This is a genomic window from Pannus brasiliensis CCIBt3594 (assembly GCF_036688125.1).
Taxonomy (GTDB): domain Bacteria; phylum Cyanobacteriota; class Cyanobacteriia; order Cyanobacteriales; family Microcystaceae; genus Pannus; species Pannus brasiliensis.
Genome location: NZ_JBAFSM010000006.1, coordinates 129,509 through 145,292, shown reverse-complemented (window position 1 = coordinate 145,292; position 15,784 = coordinate 129,509). Strand labels below are relative to the sequence as shown.

Below are 15,784 nucleotides of genomic sequence, written 5' to 3'. Positions count from 1 at the left end.
TTCAATTTAGCTATCGATAACAGTATACCTCATCTTTGTGAGAAAGGCTGTATCGAACATATCCAACACTTTCAAAACCGCGTTAGACTCTTCACGGGTTATTCGATTATTATCCCGAACCAGAGTAACAAATTCGCGGACATTGTTCGTCGGGCGAGTCTTTCGAGAAAAACGACGCTTGATCGTTTCCCTCGCTTCCGCGAGACAGATCGCGGGTAGATATAATTCAAACTCGCCAGTCTCGGCGCGAGATAGCAACTGATGCGCCTGGGGAGTCTGTAGATAGGATGGCTTAACCATCTCTACGAGCCAGTTTGTTTCTACAAAAATCACCGAGGGTTTCATACTGTCACCGTACTCCATCGAGGTCCGGCCGTTCTTACTTTCCCCATTCGCAGAAGATCGATGATCGATCCCTCGTCTAACAGGGTTTTTAAATCTTCCGGTAATCGATCGAGATCGAAACCCAATTGTAGATTTTCTAACCATTGCTGAACCCGTACTTCAAACTCGAACTGGGGACTATCTTGCCAGTATCGATCGGGGGGAGGAAGTAAAGAATCGGGCAGTTTTGCCTCGCCCACCACGCTTACCGACTCGCCACCATATTTTTCTAGGGAATCCCGGAGAAGGATTATTTTCTCTCCCGCGACGAGTAATCCGAGCGAACAATCAAAACTCGCCATCGTCCGTTTAAATTGTTCGATCGCATCCGGGATTTCAGATTCGATATATTCGAGTTTCACCTCGACGAGTAGTAAATATTCCCCGTCCGGATCGGTCACGATAATGTCCGGTCTCTCGATTTCCATAGCGGTAAAAAGGTGAAAAATTTCTCTCTAGTTTCTATCTTAAACCCGGTGACGGGAAAAGTTTTCGCCGGCTGTCCTGCTTTCTGCCGATCGCCTTCCCCTCTCTTTCCCCGTATCGCGCCAGACCCTAAAATGAGGGAATGCAAACTGTTAAGGGTCAGAGAGCCATGAGCGAGTTCGATTACGATTTGATTATTATCGGCGCGGGAGTCGGGGGACACGGGGCGGCGTTACACGCGGTGAAATGCGGCTTGAAGACGGCGATCGTCGAGGCGAAGGATATGGGCGGAACCTGCGTTAATCGCGGCTGTATTCCCTCGAAAGCGCTGTTGGCGGCATCGGGAAAGGTGCGGGAATTACAGGACAGTCATCACCTGCGCGGGTTGGGTATCGAGATCGGCGCGGTACAGTTCGATCGCCCGACGATCGCCGCCCACGCGGACAATCTCGTTAGTAAGATTAGAGGCGACCTTACCAATAGTCTGAAACGTCTCAAAGTGGACACGATCCGCGGTTGGGGAAAGGTGGCGGACACGCATAAAGTGAGCGTTATCGGCGATAATGGCGAGAAAATCTACACCGCTCGCGATATTATGCTCTGTCCCGGTTCTGTTCCCTTCGTTCCGCCCGGAATCGAGATCGATCACAAAACCGTTTTCTCCAGTGACGAGGCGGTTAGATTGGAAACCTTGCCGAAATGGATCGCGATTATCGGTAGCGGTTACATCGGGCTGGAGTTTTCGGATGTTTATACCGCGTTAGGGTGCGAGGTGACGATGATCGAGGCGTTGGATACCTTGATGCCCGGATTCGACCCGGAAATCGCGAAAATCGCCGAACGGGTGCTGATTAAGCCCAGAGACATCGAAACCTATGTCGGGGTTCTCGCGAAAACGATTAAACCGGGCAATCCGGTGACGATCGAACTGGTGGACGCGAAGACGAAAGAGGCGATCGAAACCCTAGAGGTAGATGCCTGTCTGGTGGCTACCGGACGGATTCCCGCGACGAAAAACCTCGGTCTGGAAACGGTGGGGGTTCAACTCGATCGACGCGGTTTTATTCCGGTGAACGATCGCCTGGAAGTCCTCAAGGAAGGCGAACCGATCCCCCATCTCTGGGCGGTGGGCGACGCGACGGGTAAGATGATGTTAGCTCACGCCGCATCCGGACAGGGCGTGATCGCGGTGGAAAATATCTGCGGTCGATCGAAAACGATCGATTATCGCTCGATTCCCGCCGCGGCTTTCACCCACCCGGAAATCAGTTACGTGGGGTTAACCGAATCCCAGGCGGAGGCGTTAGGACAGGAGGAAGGGTATAAGGTCGCTTCTGTCAAGACCTATTTTAAAGGAAATTCCAAGGCCCTCGCGGAAGGAGAGACGGAAGGGATCGCCAAGGTGGTCTATCGCGTCGATACCGGGGAATTATTGGGGGTGCATATTATCGGCATTCACGCGTCCGATCTGATTCAGGAAGCGGCCAACGCCATCGCGGAACGCAAATCGGTACACGATCTCGCGTTCCATATTCACGCTCACCCGACGCTCTCGGAAATGTTAGACGAGGCGTATAAACGCGCGGAAGTGGTCGCGTAGATTGGGTAGGGATCGATCGCATCGATCGATCCTTTTTTCGGTTCGATGGTGTTGAATTGGCAAGAGGGCGATCGAGGGGTGTCGGGGTTATTCGATCGACGCGGCGCTATCGGGAAAAGCTTGTCGCCGTCCCCGGCAACTTGAGCTATACTAGCGTGTAGTTGCCGGATGCGATGCGATCGGCAAAACCGTCTTTTTCAAGCGATATAATCATGTCTGACCTCGATCATCTACGTCAATTAGAAATAAGCATCGGCAAAAAAATAAATAAAATTTTTGTCAACGATTTTCAATATCTCTCGGAGATTGCACATATTACACAAGACAAAAATTATTTTTGTCTTGTTTCTGCCGACAATAAAGTTGTATTTTTATGCCTAAAAAATAACACCAACAAAAAGGTTGTTGGAAAATATTTTATTAATAGAAAAAAGATTCAAGCCTTGGCCTATCCCTATCCAAGGTTGAATGTTGTTTTAATAAAGCATTTTCGATATTTACAAAACCTTATCATAAACCGTTTTTTGTTAACTAATATATCCTGTCTGGGAGAACTTACCGAACTCACCTCGCTTGATTTAAGCCAAAACAAAATAAGCGACATATCATTTTTACAAGAATTAGCCAAATTAACTTCGATAAATTTAAGTAAAAATCAGATTAGAGAGATTCCATATTGGCTGGCAGAAAAAGGATTGACTATTCAAATAAATAATAGAAACACTAAATCCCGTCTTTTTATTGTCAATACCAATGCGGTCAACAAAGCTCTAAAATATAACGATAATTATATTGACCTATCTGATAATCCTATAGAGAAACCTCCGATCGAAGTGGTAAAACAAGGTAACGAAGCGATCCGGAATTATTATAGCCAATTGGAAATTCAAGGCAAAGATTACCTATACGAAGCTAAAATGTTGATTGTCGGGGAAGGAGGAGCGGGAAAAACAACCTTAGCGCATAAAATCGAGGATATTAACTGCTATCTTCCCGATGAAGACGATCGCACGAGAGGGATTTCCATCAATCCCCATACCTTCAGCGTTAGAGCGAGAAATGAAGGCGAATATCGTCAATTCGATCTCAACGTGTGGGACTTTGGCGGTCAGGAAATTTACCACGCTACCCATCGTTTTTTTCTTTCCAAACGCTCTCTATACGTTCTGGTAGCTGATAACCGTAAAGATGACACCGATTTTAACTATTGGCTAAATATTATCGAACTTTTCGCAAAAGACAGCCCGATAATTATTGTTCTCAACGAGAAAGACGATCTTAAGCGAATCATTAATACATCCGAACTCCGAATCCGTTATCCGGACAGCCTTAAAGAAATTTTATCTGTCAACTTAAAAACCCAAGAAGAAACTGACTCGAATAAACGTCAACAACGCTTAAAAGACTTAGAAACTTTGATTCGCCACATCGAACATAACGCCAACTGTTTACCCCATATCGGTGAACCAGTTCCCGCTCGTTGGGTGGATGTACGGCAAGCCATAGAAACCGATACACGAGACTATATTAGCCGTCAAGAGTTCGATACAATTTGTCACGCACATGGTATAACAAATTTTCAAGATATTAATACCCTACTCGGCTACTTTCACGACTTGGGAATCGTATTACATTTCGCCGATCATCCTCTTCTGTGCGAGCGCGTGATTTTAAAACCAACATGGGCGACTGACGCGATCTATCGCCTTTTCGACGACGATGGAATTAAAGCGAAACAAGGTCGATTTACCCGCGAGGATTGTACGAGTCTGTGGAGCGATCAACAGTACCAATATATGCAGAATACCTTAACCGAATTGATGAAAAAATTCCGCCTCGTCTACGAGATCGAACAAACCGGCCAACTCGTCGCCCCGCAAATGCTCCCCCCGAATACACCCGATTATCCTTGGGAGAATTCTAACAATAGCCTGATGCAGTTTCGTTACGACTTCTTCATGCCAAAAGGGATTTTCTGGCAATTCGTCGTCACCATGTACCGCTACATCGAGGATCACCGATGGGTATGGAAAAACGGCGTTATCCTGCATTACAAAGGCACGAGAGCCGAAATCATCGAGAATCTTTTCGATCGAAGGATCTATATCCGCTTTTCGGGAAGGAATATCGAACAATTGCGATCGATCGTCTCCTTCCAACTCGACGAAATTAGCGAATCTTATCACAAATTAAAATACGACAAAATGATCCCCTGCAATTGTAGGAAATGCGTAATAGAAAAAGAACCGCATTTTTATGAATTCACCGATCTAGAAACCCGTTTACAAAGAGAGAAACAAACGGTAGAATGTAAAAAAAGCTACGATGATGTACCCGTAGCGAATTTATTAAAAGGATTCGATTTCTCCTCTCAACCGATCGATCGACTTGAGTTACTTAAACTCTTAACTAACCTAGTGAAAGAACAGTTTAACGACATTCTTTTCGTGATCGATCCCCCTGCCGGAATTGTTCCGCCACCTATAGCATCGCAGAGCGATCGAGTTCACGCGTTATTAACTTGGGCGGAATCCCCGACCGGCTGTAAATTAGCAAAAATTCAAGCGTCACTCAAGAGAATACTACCCGAATCATTCAACGAGTGAACTTCCCCGTATTTCGATCGGCTCGATCGAAATAAAAAAATTATCCAACCCCAAAAAAAAGAAAGGGGCATTACACCCCTTTCCCCGTGTTCAAATTACACTCGATCGAACTACACCAGACTGTAGACGATCACCAGCCCCAATACCGCCGCGAAGACGATCAGGGCGTAAAATTGAGCGCGACCGTTTTCTAGATACTTCAGCCCCTCCCCACTGACGAGAGTGACCAAACCGGTCAAATTCACCGCGCCGTCAATGACACGGTAATCCACCTCCATGATCTGCCGCGCCAGACGACGACAGCCCTGGACGAAGATTCGATCGTACAGATCGTCGATATACCATTTATTGAGCGAGAAACGGTATAACGCGGGGAATTTAGCGGCGATCGAGGCCGGATCGATTTTCTTCTGGAGATACATCAGCGAGGCGACGGTAATCCCGATGAGCGCGATTCCCACCGAATTTCCCGCCATGATCAGAAACTCCGTCCAGTCGAACGCGTGGACCTCTTCCACCACCTCTCCCGGCGCGTAGATAAACGCCTCGAACATATTTTCCCAGGGTTTACCTACCAAACCGATCAACAGCGACGGAACCGCCAGAATCAACAACGGTAACGTCATCGTCAACGGCGATTCGTGGGGTTCGTGACTGTGATGCCCGTGATCTTCCGCCTCGTCGTGGGCTTCCGACTCCAACTGCTTCACGTTCATCGCCCCCGGCCCGAACGCGGGAATCTCGCCCGCCGCCGCCAGTAAACGACGTTTAATGTCCTTATTCGTCCCTCTAAAATCGCCTTCAAACGTGTTGAAGTACATCCGGAACATATAGAACGCGGTCAATCCCGCCGTCCCCCAACCGATAACCCACAGGGCCGGATTCGCCTCGAAAGCTAACCCGAGAATCTCGTCTTTCGACCAGAAACCCGCGAACGGAGGAATCCCGCAGATGGCTAAAGTACCCACGAGGAACGTCAGCGCGGTAATCGGCATATACTTCCGTAAACCGCCCATCATCCGCATATCCTGCGCGAGAACGGGATCGTGACCGACCACGCCTTCCATCCCGTGAATCACGGAACCGGAACCGAGGAAAAGCATCGCTTTAAAGTACGCGTGGGTCATCAGGTGGAATAATCCCGCCGAATACGCGCCGATACCCATCGCCATCACCATATAACCGAGTTGGGAAATGGTCGAGTACGCCAGACCCTTTTTAATATCGTTCTGGGTGAGGGCGATACTCGCGCCTAAAAAGGCCGTAAACGCGCCCGTCCAGGCGATAACCGTCATCGCGGTCGGAATATGCTCGAATACCGGGTACATCCGCGCGATTAAAAACACACCCGCCGCGACCATCGTGGCGGCGTGGATGAGAGCGGAAATCGGGGTCGGGCCTTCCATCGCGTCCGGAAGCCAGACGTGTAGGGGAAATTGCGCCGATTTCGCCACGGGACCTAAAAACACCAAAATGGCGAACAGAGCGGCTAATCCGCCCGAAATCGCCCCGGAAGAGACGAGATTTTCGAGCCGTTCCCCCATCACATCGAACTCGAAACTACCGGTCGCCCAGAACAGGCCGAGCAGACCCAACAGCAGACCGAAGTCGCCGACACGGTTGGTAACGAAGGCTTTCTGACAGGCATCGGCGGCCGCTTTCCGGGTGAACCAGAAACCCACCAGCAGGTAGGAACACATCCCCACCAGTTCCCAGAACACGTAAATTTGCACGAGGTTGGGACTGATGACGAGGCCGAGCATCGAGGAACTAAAAATACTCAGATACGCGTAAAAACGCACGTATCCGGGGTCGTGAGCCATGTAGCCATCGGTGTAGATCATGACCAGGAAGGCTACGGTGGTCACGATAACGCTCATGAGCGCGCTAAGGTGATCGATCGTGTAACCCATTTGCAGGTGAAAGTTACCCGCCGCCGCCCAATCGAACATCTGACTATAGGGGGCGTGTCCGTTAATCTGACTCCAGAGCAGTGCGAAAGAGAGAACCATCGAAGCGCCGAGCAGGGACACGATAAACACCGCGTTTACCTGTCGGAGACGATTCGTGGCTTGGTTGAAGGAAATTAATCCCGAGCCGACTAGGGTAGCCCCCACCAACGGGAGGACGGGTACTAGCCAGGCGTACTGATAAAGCGGTTCCATCAGGTAATGCCTACTTTATAACTTTCTACTATTTGGTTTAGCTTTAACCATTGTGACATAGCTTAATTCTTAAGAAAGTGTTTATACCTATTTTCGGAATCCAAAAATTGTCGTGTGGTTAGGGAGTCAGGAGTCAGGAGTCAGGAGTCCGGAGGCGGGAGGCGGGAGGCAGGAGACAGGAGACAGGAGACAGGAGGCTTTTAGCTATCAGCGTTCAGCTATCAGCTTTCAGGGTGCGAGTTTTTCAGCTTTAGCTACTATTTAAGAGCGATTAGCTGAATGCTGACCGCTGACCGCTGACAGCTTTTTCCCCATCTCCCCATCCCCCCATCTCCCCATCCCCTCCTTCCTCTCGCGGATATCACGGCAAATTGGGTTCGGTTCTACCCTTACGGGGGATGTTAAGAGGTGGGTACTATTCTAGAAGAGACTTCTTGTATAAGCCATTTTCGGGAAAACAGAAATTTAGAAACTCGGAATTTCGGAGAATAATAAGCGATTAATCTATATTTTTAAAGCATTTTGACCGTTTTTGTCGCTCCCAACCCCTGAATTCTGTCCTCTGTCCCGATCGAAAGTGATAAGCTCCGCGAGAAGTTGAAGGAAGCTCGTATCTAGGTAGGATCTAACCGTGCTAGAGAGATCTTTAGGGAAACTAAGCGATATTTTTCGAGTTGGGGACGTTTCTCCGTCGGAAACGGCGACTCTCGATTCTCCCTACCCGAATTTAGGCGAATGGGTCACGCGCGCTCGATCGAGGGCCGAGGGCGAGTGGTTCGGGGCGATCGCTTCCCTAGAATCTTTATTAGGACAAACCGGAGATCCGGACACCCCCGATCGCGGTTTACTACTGTCGGGGCCGACGGCGATGATCCGCGATCCGATCGCCCTCGAAGGCTTATCGGTGGGAATTTTTAGCGTGAAAGCCTGTAAACAGTTACGATGGCTCGGTTTCGAGTTGCCATCGTCGGAAAATCACGCCGGGGAAACCACCACGGCGAATATCTCGGAATATCCCTTACTACCGAACGATCCGATCGCCAACGAGCGATTCTGTCTGGTAATTACCCCGGCTTTCTCCTTACTCCTGGTTTTGGGAGAGGATGAATGGGGATTACCGGCCTTACATTTTTCCTTCGATCCCGCGATAGTGCGGCAGGGATGGGAATGTCTCCGCGAGCGTTTATCGCTAACCCGTCACCCGCGCTTATCGGAATTAACCGGATCGATCGAGAAAACCGGGTTCCATCCCCCGGATTACCGTCTCGTCAGCGAATTTAGTAGAAATTTACTGAAACATCTCCCTATCCCTCTCGCGATAGAGGACAAAAAGACAAAACTCTGTTCCAGCGCGGACGATCGCCGGGAAGAGAAAAACGGGGAAGCGATCGAGAACCCGCAGGGACTCGATCTAGAGCTATTACGGGCGTTAACCCACGAGATCCGCACCCCGCTGACCACCATTCGCACGATCACCCGATTACTGCTCAAACGGGCGAAAGTTACCGAGGACGTACAGAAACATCTGGAGACGATCGATACCGAGTGTAGCGAGCAGATCGATCGCATGGAACTGATTTTCCGGGCCGCCGAGTTGGGCATTAATCCGATCGCCGATCGACCGGTTCAACTGGTTCCCATCTCCCTCGATCGGGTTTTTCAAGACAGTGTTCCCCGCTGGCAGAAACAGGCCAAGCGCCGTAACGTGTCTTTAGAAGTCACCCTACCGAAAAAACTCCCCTCGGTCATCAGCGATCCCGATCTCCTCGATCGGATGTTAAGCGGGATCATGGAAAAATGCACCCGCGGGGTAAACGGTGGCGGACGGGTGCGGGTTCAGGTATCCACCGCCGGCAATCAATTAAAATTGCAGTTTCACGCTCGATCGGGCCAACAGAATCAGCCGCTAAAAGCCTTGGGACAGGTTCTCATGTTCCAACCGGAAACCGGCAGTTTAAGCCTGAATATGAACGTCACGAAAAATCTCTTCCAGGCGCTCGGCGGTAAATTTATCGTCCGCCAGAAACCCGAAGAGGAAGAGGTTTTGACCGTTTTCTTGCCCTTGGGAAGAGGAAAATAATCGATCGATAAATCTCTCCCGTCAGAAATTATTTTTTCTTTTTCTTCCCCTTGAGCGGGCCGTTTACGAGACCGTTAAAGCCGTAAATTTCCCCGGTTCCCGCCAGAGCGACTAATTCCACTTCCTTTTCGTCCCCCGGCTCGAAACGTACCGCCGTTCCCGCGGGAATGTTGAGACGGGTTCCTCGGGCGCGTTCTCGATCGAACCGTAACGCCTCGTTCACCTCGTAGAAATGATAGTGAGAACCGACCTGAATCGGTCGATCGCCCGTATTCGCCACGGTAAGACGGACAGTTTCCCGTCCCGCGTTCAGTTCTATATCGCCATCGGGCGTAATAATTTCGCCAGGTATCATAATTTTCCTCGAAATATTGGGTTCGATCGCTATCTCTCTACCTTTTGACCGTTTTCAAAAAGCCCGTTACCGGATAGGGTCGTGGACGGTGACGAGTTTGGTGCCGTCGGGGAAAGTAGCCTCGACCTGAACCTCGGGAATCATTTCCGGAATCCCTTCCATCACCTCATCGCGATGTAATAACGTGGTTCCGTAACTCATCAGATCGGCTACCGTCCGTCCCTCCCGCGCCCCTTCGAGGATCGCGGCCGTGATATAGGCGATCGCCTCCGGATAGTTGAGCTTGAGTCCTTTAGCTTTGCGGCGTTCGGCGAGCAGTGCCGCCGTGAAAATCAGGAGTTTATCTTTTTCTTGGGGCGAAAGTTGCATGGTTCCGGGAGAAATCAGGATTTAATAGCCGTAGGGTGGGTTAGCGAAGCGTAACCCACCAAAAATCGGGAGTCAGAGAAAGAATCCATTCAATCCCTTAAATCGCTAGTATTCATTGTATAACACTTCCCTCTTGCCTTCTTTCCCTCCTGCCTCCTGCCTCCTGTCTCCTGCCTCCTGCCTCCTGCCTCCTGCCTCCTGCCTCCTGCCTCCTGCCTCCTGCCTCCTGCCTCCCCAATAAAAAAGAGAGCCGGTTAGCCCCCTTAAAGAACGGATTTTTGCAAAAAAAATGACTAAACACGGAATAATGACACTGCCGATTAGTAGGCGAGACCCATACTGCGGGTGGTTTCCGCCGCGCTCAGGTAAACCCGAATGCTCAGGAAGTCGGTCGGGCAAGCCGTTTCGCAACGTTTGCAACCGACACAATCCTGGGTGCGGGGAGAGGACGCGATCTGGTTGGCTTTACAGCCATCCCAGGGAACCATCTCCAACACGTCTAGAGGACAAGCCCGGACGCATTGGGTACATCCGATGCAGGTATCGTAAATTTTAACGCTATGCGACATTGAGTTATGACTCCTTTACCGAGTGTTCTCCATGTTAAATTTCGGGTTTACGGGTTAGTTTACCGCGTGGGTATCTTTCCTTCGCCCGATCGGTGACATAACTTTAAATTCTGTAACAGTCGGCGCGGGAATGGCGATCGCTCTCGACCTCCGACAAAAATCAACAATCTCTTGTTGGGACAGGAGACAGGAGACAGTAGTCAGGAGTGAAGAGGAGAAAGGAGAATTCAGGAGCTTTTAAATTAAAATCTTTTTTATTTTTTCACCAAATATTCTTAAAATTGCGATTTTTAAGTTACATTCGACTTTCAATTCTCGCGAGTCGTGGGAGGCTTACTCGATCTCTTCCTTAGAATTGCCGCTAAATTCATTCTAGTATCTAAAAAAACGTTAAAAATTACGATTAATAAAAATATTTTCGTTTTTTTAAGGGTTTGGCGGCATTTATTTCTTTATTCTTCCTCCTGGCTCCTGGCTCCCGCTCTACCCGAGAAATTTTCAATTCCGCGCGGATGTCGCTCGCCATCTATATAACATGGCGTGTCGCGTGCGATCGTATTACAATAAATCTTCAAAATCTGGCACAGCGTCAACCCGTCTTATGAAGAGTTCCTTTCTCGATCGCCTCAACAGTCCCGAACGTCCCGTCCTCGTTTTCGACGGTGCGATGGGAACCTCCCTACAAACCCAGAACCTCACCGCCGAAGACTTCGGTGGCGCGGAATACGAGGGTTGTAACGAGTATCTCGTCCACACCAAACCGTCAGCCGTCGCCAAAGTTCACGAAGCCTTTCTGGAAGTGGGCGCGGACGTGATCGAGACGGACACTTTCGGGGGAACTTCGATCGTTCTCGCGGAATACGACCTCGCCGATAAAGCTTACTATCTCAACAAAGCCGCCGTTGAACTCGCCAAAGCCAGCGCCGCCAAATACTCCACCCCCGAAAAACCCCGTTTCGTCGCCGGTTCGATGGGGCCGGGAACCAAATTACCGACGCTGGGCCATATCGACTTCGACACCCTGAAAAACGCCTATATCGAACAGGTAGAGGGACTATACGACGGGGGCGCGGATTTATTACTCGTAGAAACCTGCCAGGACGTTTTACAGATTAAAGCGGCGTTAAACGCGATCGAGGAAGTTTTCGCGCGTAAAGGCGATCGCCTTCCCATCATGGTTTCCGTTACGATGGAAACGATGGGAACCATGCTCGTCGGTACGGAAATCGCCGCCGTCCTCGCCATCCTCGAACCCTACAAAATCGACATTCTCGGACTAAACTGCGCCACCGGCCCGGATTTAATGAAACCGCACATTAAATATCTCGCCGAGAATTCCCCCTTCATCGTCTCCTGTATACCCAACGCGGGACTCCCGGAAAACGTCGGTGGAAAAGCCCATTATCGCCTCACTCCCGTCGAGTTAAAAATGGCGCTCATGCACTTCATCGAAGATCTCGGAGTGCAGGTTATCGGTGGTTGTTGCGGAACCAGACCCGACCACATCGGCGCGCTCGCGGAACTCTCCACCGGACTCGTCCCCAAGCAACGCCAACCGCGTTACGAACCCTCCGCCGCGTCTATCTACAGCACCCAACCCTATCTACAAGATAATTCCTTCCTGATCGTCGGCGAGAAATTAAACGCCAGCGGATCGAAAAAATGCCGGGAATTATTGAACGCGGAAGATTGGGACAGTCTCGTGTCGATGGCGAAAGCCCAGGTTAAAGAAGGCGCGCACATTCTCGATGTGAACGTCGATTATGTCGGCCGCGACGGGGTTCGGGATATGCGCGAACTGGCTTCCCGTCTGGTGAATAACGTGACGTTACCCCTCATGCTCGACTCGACCGAGTGGGAGAAAATGGAAGCCGGTTTAAAAGTCGCCGGGGGAAAATGTATCCTCAACTCGACGAACTACGAGGACGGCGAACCCCGTTTTTATAAAGTATTAGAACTCGCCAAACAATACGGCGCGGGAGTGGTTATCGGTACGATCGACGAGGAGGGAATGGGACGTACCGCGGACAAGAAATTCGAGATCGCCAAACGCGCTTACAACGCGGCTGTAGAATACGGAATCCCCGCGACCGAGATCTTTTTCGACCCCCTCGCACTTCCCATTTCTACCGGGATCGAAGAAGACCGGGAAAACGGCAAAGCGACGATCGAGGCGATGCGACGCATTCGCGAGGAATTGCCCGGTTGTCACATTTTACTCGGCGTTTCTAATATCTCCTTCGGTCTGAATCCCGCGGCGCGTCAGGTGTTGAATTCCGTTTTCCTGCACGAGTCGATGATGGTGGGAATGGACGCGGCGATCGTCAGCGCGAATAAAATTCTCCCCCTCGCCAAAATTGAACCGGAATATCAAGAAGTCTGTCGGGATTTAATCTTCGATCGCCGGCGCTTCGAGGGCGATGTCTGTGTCTACGATCCCCTCACGAAACTCACCGATCTATTCACGGGCAAAACCACCAAGAAAGACCCTTCCAAAAACGCCGATCTTCCCGTAGAGGAACGCTTAAAACAGCATATTATCGACGGCGAAAGATTGGGGTTAGAAGACGCGTTAAACGAAGCCCTGAAAGCCTATCCGCCCCTCGATATTATCAATACCTTCCTGCTCGACGGTATGAAAGTGGTCGGGGAATTATTCGGCTCGGGACAGATGCAGTTACCGTTCGTTTTGCAATCCGCGCAAACGATGAAAGCGGCCGTCGCTTTTCTAGAACCCTTTATGGAGAAAAAAGAGGGCGAGAATACCGCGAAAGGAACCTTTATTATCGCCACGGTGAAAGGGGACGTACACGATATCGGGAAAAACCTTGTCGATATTATCCTCACCAATAACGGCTATAAAGTGATTAACCTCGGCATTAAACAACCGGTGGAAAATATCATCGAAGCCTATCGGGAGCATAACGCCGACTGTATCGCCATGAGCGGACTGCTGGTAAAATCCACCGCGTTTATGAAAGAGAATCTAGAGGTATTCAACGAACAGGGAATTACCGTTCCCGTGATTCTCGGTGGCGCGGCATTGACCCCGAAATTCGTCCACGATGACTGTCAGAATACCTACAAAGGTCAGGTAGTTTACGGGAAAGACGCTTTCTCCGACCTGCATTTCATGGATAAACTGATGCCCGCGAAATCCTCGGGTCAATGGGACGATACGCGAGGCTTTTTAGGAGAGTTCGCGACCGAGGAGAAAAAATCGGTTTCCGCGGAAGAACTCGCGGTGAATCCCGATACCATTTTCACCGATGGCAAACCCGCGGAAGAAGCGATCATCGATACCCGTCGATCGGAGGCTATAGACGTAGATATTCCCCGTCCTACCCCTCCTTTCTGGGGAACGAAACTATTAAAAGCCGACGAATTATCGCTAGAGGAAATTTTCGGGTATCTCGACCTACAGGCACTCTTCGTCGGTCAGTGGCAATTCCGCAAACCGAAAGAACAATCGCGCGAGGAATACGATCGCTTCCTCCAGGAAAAAGTTTACCCGATCCTCAATACATGGAAAGAGAAAATTGTCAAGGAAAATCTTCTCGATCCGACCTTGATTTACGGTTATTTTCCCTGTCAATCCTTTGAAAATTCCCTGTTGATCTACGATCCCGCCGCGATTCAAGCCGGGGAGAAACCGGAAAACCTCGAACCGATCGCCGTCCTCGAGTTCCCGCGTCAGAAATCCGGTCGCCGTCTCTGTATCGCCGACTTCTTCGCGCCGAAGGATTCGGGAATTATCGACGTTTTCCCGATGCAAGCGGTAACGGTGGGCGAGATCGCCACGGAATACGCGAAAAAACTCTTCGACGCGAACGAGTACACCGATTATCTCTACTATCACGGCATGGCGGTACAGACCGCGGAAGCGATGGCGGAATGGTGTCACGCGCGCGTCCGACGCGAGTTAGGATTCGGCGATCTCGAACCCGACAATATCCGCGACATCCTCCAACAGCGCTATCAGGGTTCCCGTTACAGTTTCGGCTATCCCGCGTGTCCCAACATCCAGGATCAGTATAAACAGTTGGAATTGCTCGACTGTCAGCGGATCGGGATGTATATGGACGAGAGCGAACAACTCTACCCGGAACAGTCCACCACCGCGATTATCGCCTATCACCCCGTCGCGAAATACTTCAGCGCCTGATCGACTCTAGCGCGATAAAAATCGGGTGAGCCACCAGACGCTCACCCGTTTTTTTAGGAAAATCGTATCGAGAGACTCTTGGGAAATCTTCTCCTCCTGCCTCCTGCCTCTCCAGTCTAATACCCGGAAGAACGAGCGTCGATCGGTCGTTGGATACTGTAGCCGCGGGTCTGGATATCGGTCTGGGTTTGAGAGGGAGCCGGATAGGGATTAGGATTACCGTAGACCGGTGGCGCGCCTTGATTCGGATAGCCGGTCGGGTTGGGTTGGGTTCCGATGGTGGGAACTCGATCGATTCCCTGACCGGGGACGGGAGCGTTACCGTAAGCGGGAGCGTTACCGTAAGCGGGAGCGTTACCGTAAGGTTGATAGGTAGTCGCGGGCGGTACGGCCTGCTGATAGTTCGGCGCGGCCGGAGCCGGTGCTGGAGCGCGGTTATTCACTCCCGCGTCGGGAGCGCTCGGAGAATTATTCGGATAACTACCGGAATCGCGGCTGGCGTTTTCGAGCGCTCTCCGTAACGGGTAATCATCGTTATTTTCCGTCGGGGGATTGACCTGGATCGGTTGTAGGCTTCTAGTCGTCGCGGGCGCGGTATTCTGCTTAACTTCCGGCAGTAAAGGTAAGAATAAAGACGATTTTTTGTCTTTTCGGTTAGTTCCGGTGAAGGGGGCGAGAGGATCGGTGGTTGTCGCGGTTTCCTCGGAATCACCGGGATTCTCGTTCGATCGAGAGGGATTCTGGGTTCTCGTATCGGTATTCAACGAGGGAAGATTCTCCACGTTAGCGGTATCCGGGTTGGCGATCTCGGGAGGCACTTCGGGGATTTCGTTCTCGATCGAGCTATCCGAAGATCCCGGATTGCTCCCCAACCAGCGCGGATTCTGTTGGTATTGCCAGTAACCGAGGAGGATCAGGGACAACAGCCCCATCGGTAGCCAGAACAACGGTCGTCCCAACGGTTTGAAACTGGCCAAGAAATATCGCAGGGAAGAAGAATCCTTGTAAGCGCTCATAACCGTCCGTCTCGATGTTTTTTTAATCCTACCAAAACCTCCCCGGAGA

At 50.6% G+C, this 15,784-nt stretch carries 12 protein-coding genes and 1 pseudogene; 6 read left to right on the top strand and 7 right to left on the bottom strand.

Annotated features, from left to right (window positions below):
- Positions 1–341: 341 nt before the first annotated feature.
- Positions 342–785 (bottom strand): hypothetical protein, encoded by a 444-nt coding sequence (locus tag V0288_RS05165; protein WP_332863963.1) that lies wholly within the window; start codon positions 783–785, stop codon positions 342–344.
- 194 nt (positions 786–979) lie between these two features.
- Between V0288_RS05165 and lpdA the strand changes: the two genes are divergently transcribed.
- The 3 genes and pseudogenes from lpdA to V0288_RS05155 all read left to right on the top strand — a co-directional run bounded on the left by lpdA (position 980) and on the right by V0288_RS05155 (position 5,016).
- Positions 980–2,410, top strand: coding sequence for a dihydrolipoyl dehydrogenase (lpdA, locus tag V0288_RS05160; RefSeq protein ID WP_332863966.1), 1,431 nt, complete (start codon positions 980–982; stop codon positions 2,408–2,410).
- A 173-nt stretch (positions 2,411–2,583) separates the two neighbouring features.
- Positions 2,584–3,069, top strand: a pseudogene (locus V0288_RS25070) (leucine-rich repeat domain-containing protein); the annotation flags it as partial.
- 174 nt (positions 3,070–3,243) lie between these two features.
- Positions 3,244–5,016, top strand: coding sequence for a COR domain-containing protein (locus tag V0288_RS05155; RefSeq protein ID WP_332863962.1), 1,773 nt, complete (start codon positions 3,244–3,246; stop codon positions 5,014–5,016).
- Between the two features lie 110 nt (positions 5,017–5,126).
- Here the strand turns inward: V0288_RS05155 and V0288_RS05150 are convergent, their stop codons facing one another.
- Positions 5,127–7,181, bottom strand: coding sequence for an NAD(P)H-quinone oxidoreductase subunit 5 (locus V0288_RS05150; protein ID WP_332863960.1), 2,055 nt, complete (start codon positions 7,179–7,181; stop codon positions 5,127–5,129).
- A 112-nt stretch (positions 7,182–7,293) separates the two neighbouring features.
- On the opposite strand from V0288_RS05150, the gene V0288_RS05145 reads away from it, so the two are divergent.
- Both V0288_RS05145 and V0288_RS05140 read left to right on the top strand, forming a co-directional pair.
- A complete protein-coding gene (locus V0288_RS05145; protein ID WP_332863959.1) occupies positions 7,294–7,446 on the top strand; it encodes a hypothetical protein in 153 nt (50 codons plus the stop codon).
- A gap of 366 nt (positions 7,447–7,812) precedes the next feature.
- Complete coding sequence (locus tag V0288_RS05140; protein ID WP_332863958.1) at positions 7,813–9,261, top strand: sensor histidine kinase; 1,449 nt, start codon at positions 7,813–7,815, stop codon at positions 9,259–9,261.
- Positions 9,262–9,289: 28 nt separating this feature from the next.
- On the opposite strand, the gene V0288_RS05135 is transcribed toward V0288_RS05140, so the two are convergent.
- The 4 genes from V0288_RS05135 to psaC all read right to left on the bottom strand — a co-directional run bounded on the left by V0288_RS05135 (position 9,290) and on the right by psaC (position 10,554).
- Positions 9,290–9,616: an urease subunit beta gene (locus V0288_RS05135; RefSeq protein WP_332863957.1), complete on the bottom strand. Its 327-nt coding sequence runs from the start codon at positions 9,614–9,616 to the stop codon at positions 9,290–9,292.
- 66 nt (positions 9,617–9,682) lie between these two features.
- Positions 9,683–9,985, bottom strand: a complete 303-nt coding sequence (gene ureA, locus V0288_RS05130; RefSeq protein WP_332863956.1) for an urease subunit gamma — start codon at positions 9,983–9,985, stop codon at positions 9,683–9,685.
- A gap of 112 nt (positions 9,986–10,097) precedes the next feature.
- The gene (locus V0288_RS05125; RefSeq protein ID WP_332863955.1) at positions 10,098–10,286 is read right to left on the bottom strand and encodes a hypothetical protein; all 189 of its coding nucleotides are present in this window, start codon (positions 10,284–10,286) and stop codon (positions 10,098–10,100) included.
- Between the two features lie 19 nt (positions 10,287–10,305).
- A complete protein-coding gene (gene psaC / locus V0288_RS05120; protein ID WP_332863954.1) occupies positions 10,306–10,554 on the bottom strand; it encodes a photosystem I iron-sulfur center protein PsaC in 249 nt (82 codons plus the stop codon).
- Positions 10,555–11,155: 601 nt separating this feature from the next.
- Between psaC and metH the strand changes: the two genes are divergently transcribed.
- Positions 11,156–14,719, top strand: coding sequence for a methionine synthase (gene metH, locus V0288_RS05115; protein ID WP_332863953.1), 3,564 nt, complete (start codon positions 11,156–11,158; stop codon positions 14,717–14,719).
- A gap of 116 nt (positions 14,720–14,835) precedes the next feature.
- On the opposite strand, the gene V0288_RS05110 is transcribed toward metH, so the two are convergent.
- A complete protein-coding gene (locus tag V0288_RS05110; protein ID WP_332863952.1) occupies positions 14,836–15,735 on the bottom strand; it encodes a hypothetical protein in 900 nt (299 codons plus the stop codon).
- Positions 15,736–15,784: the final 49 nt, after the last annotated feature.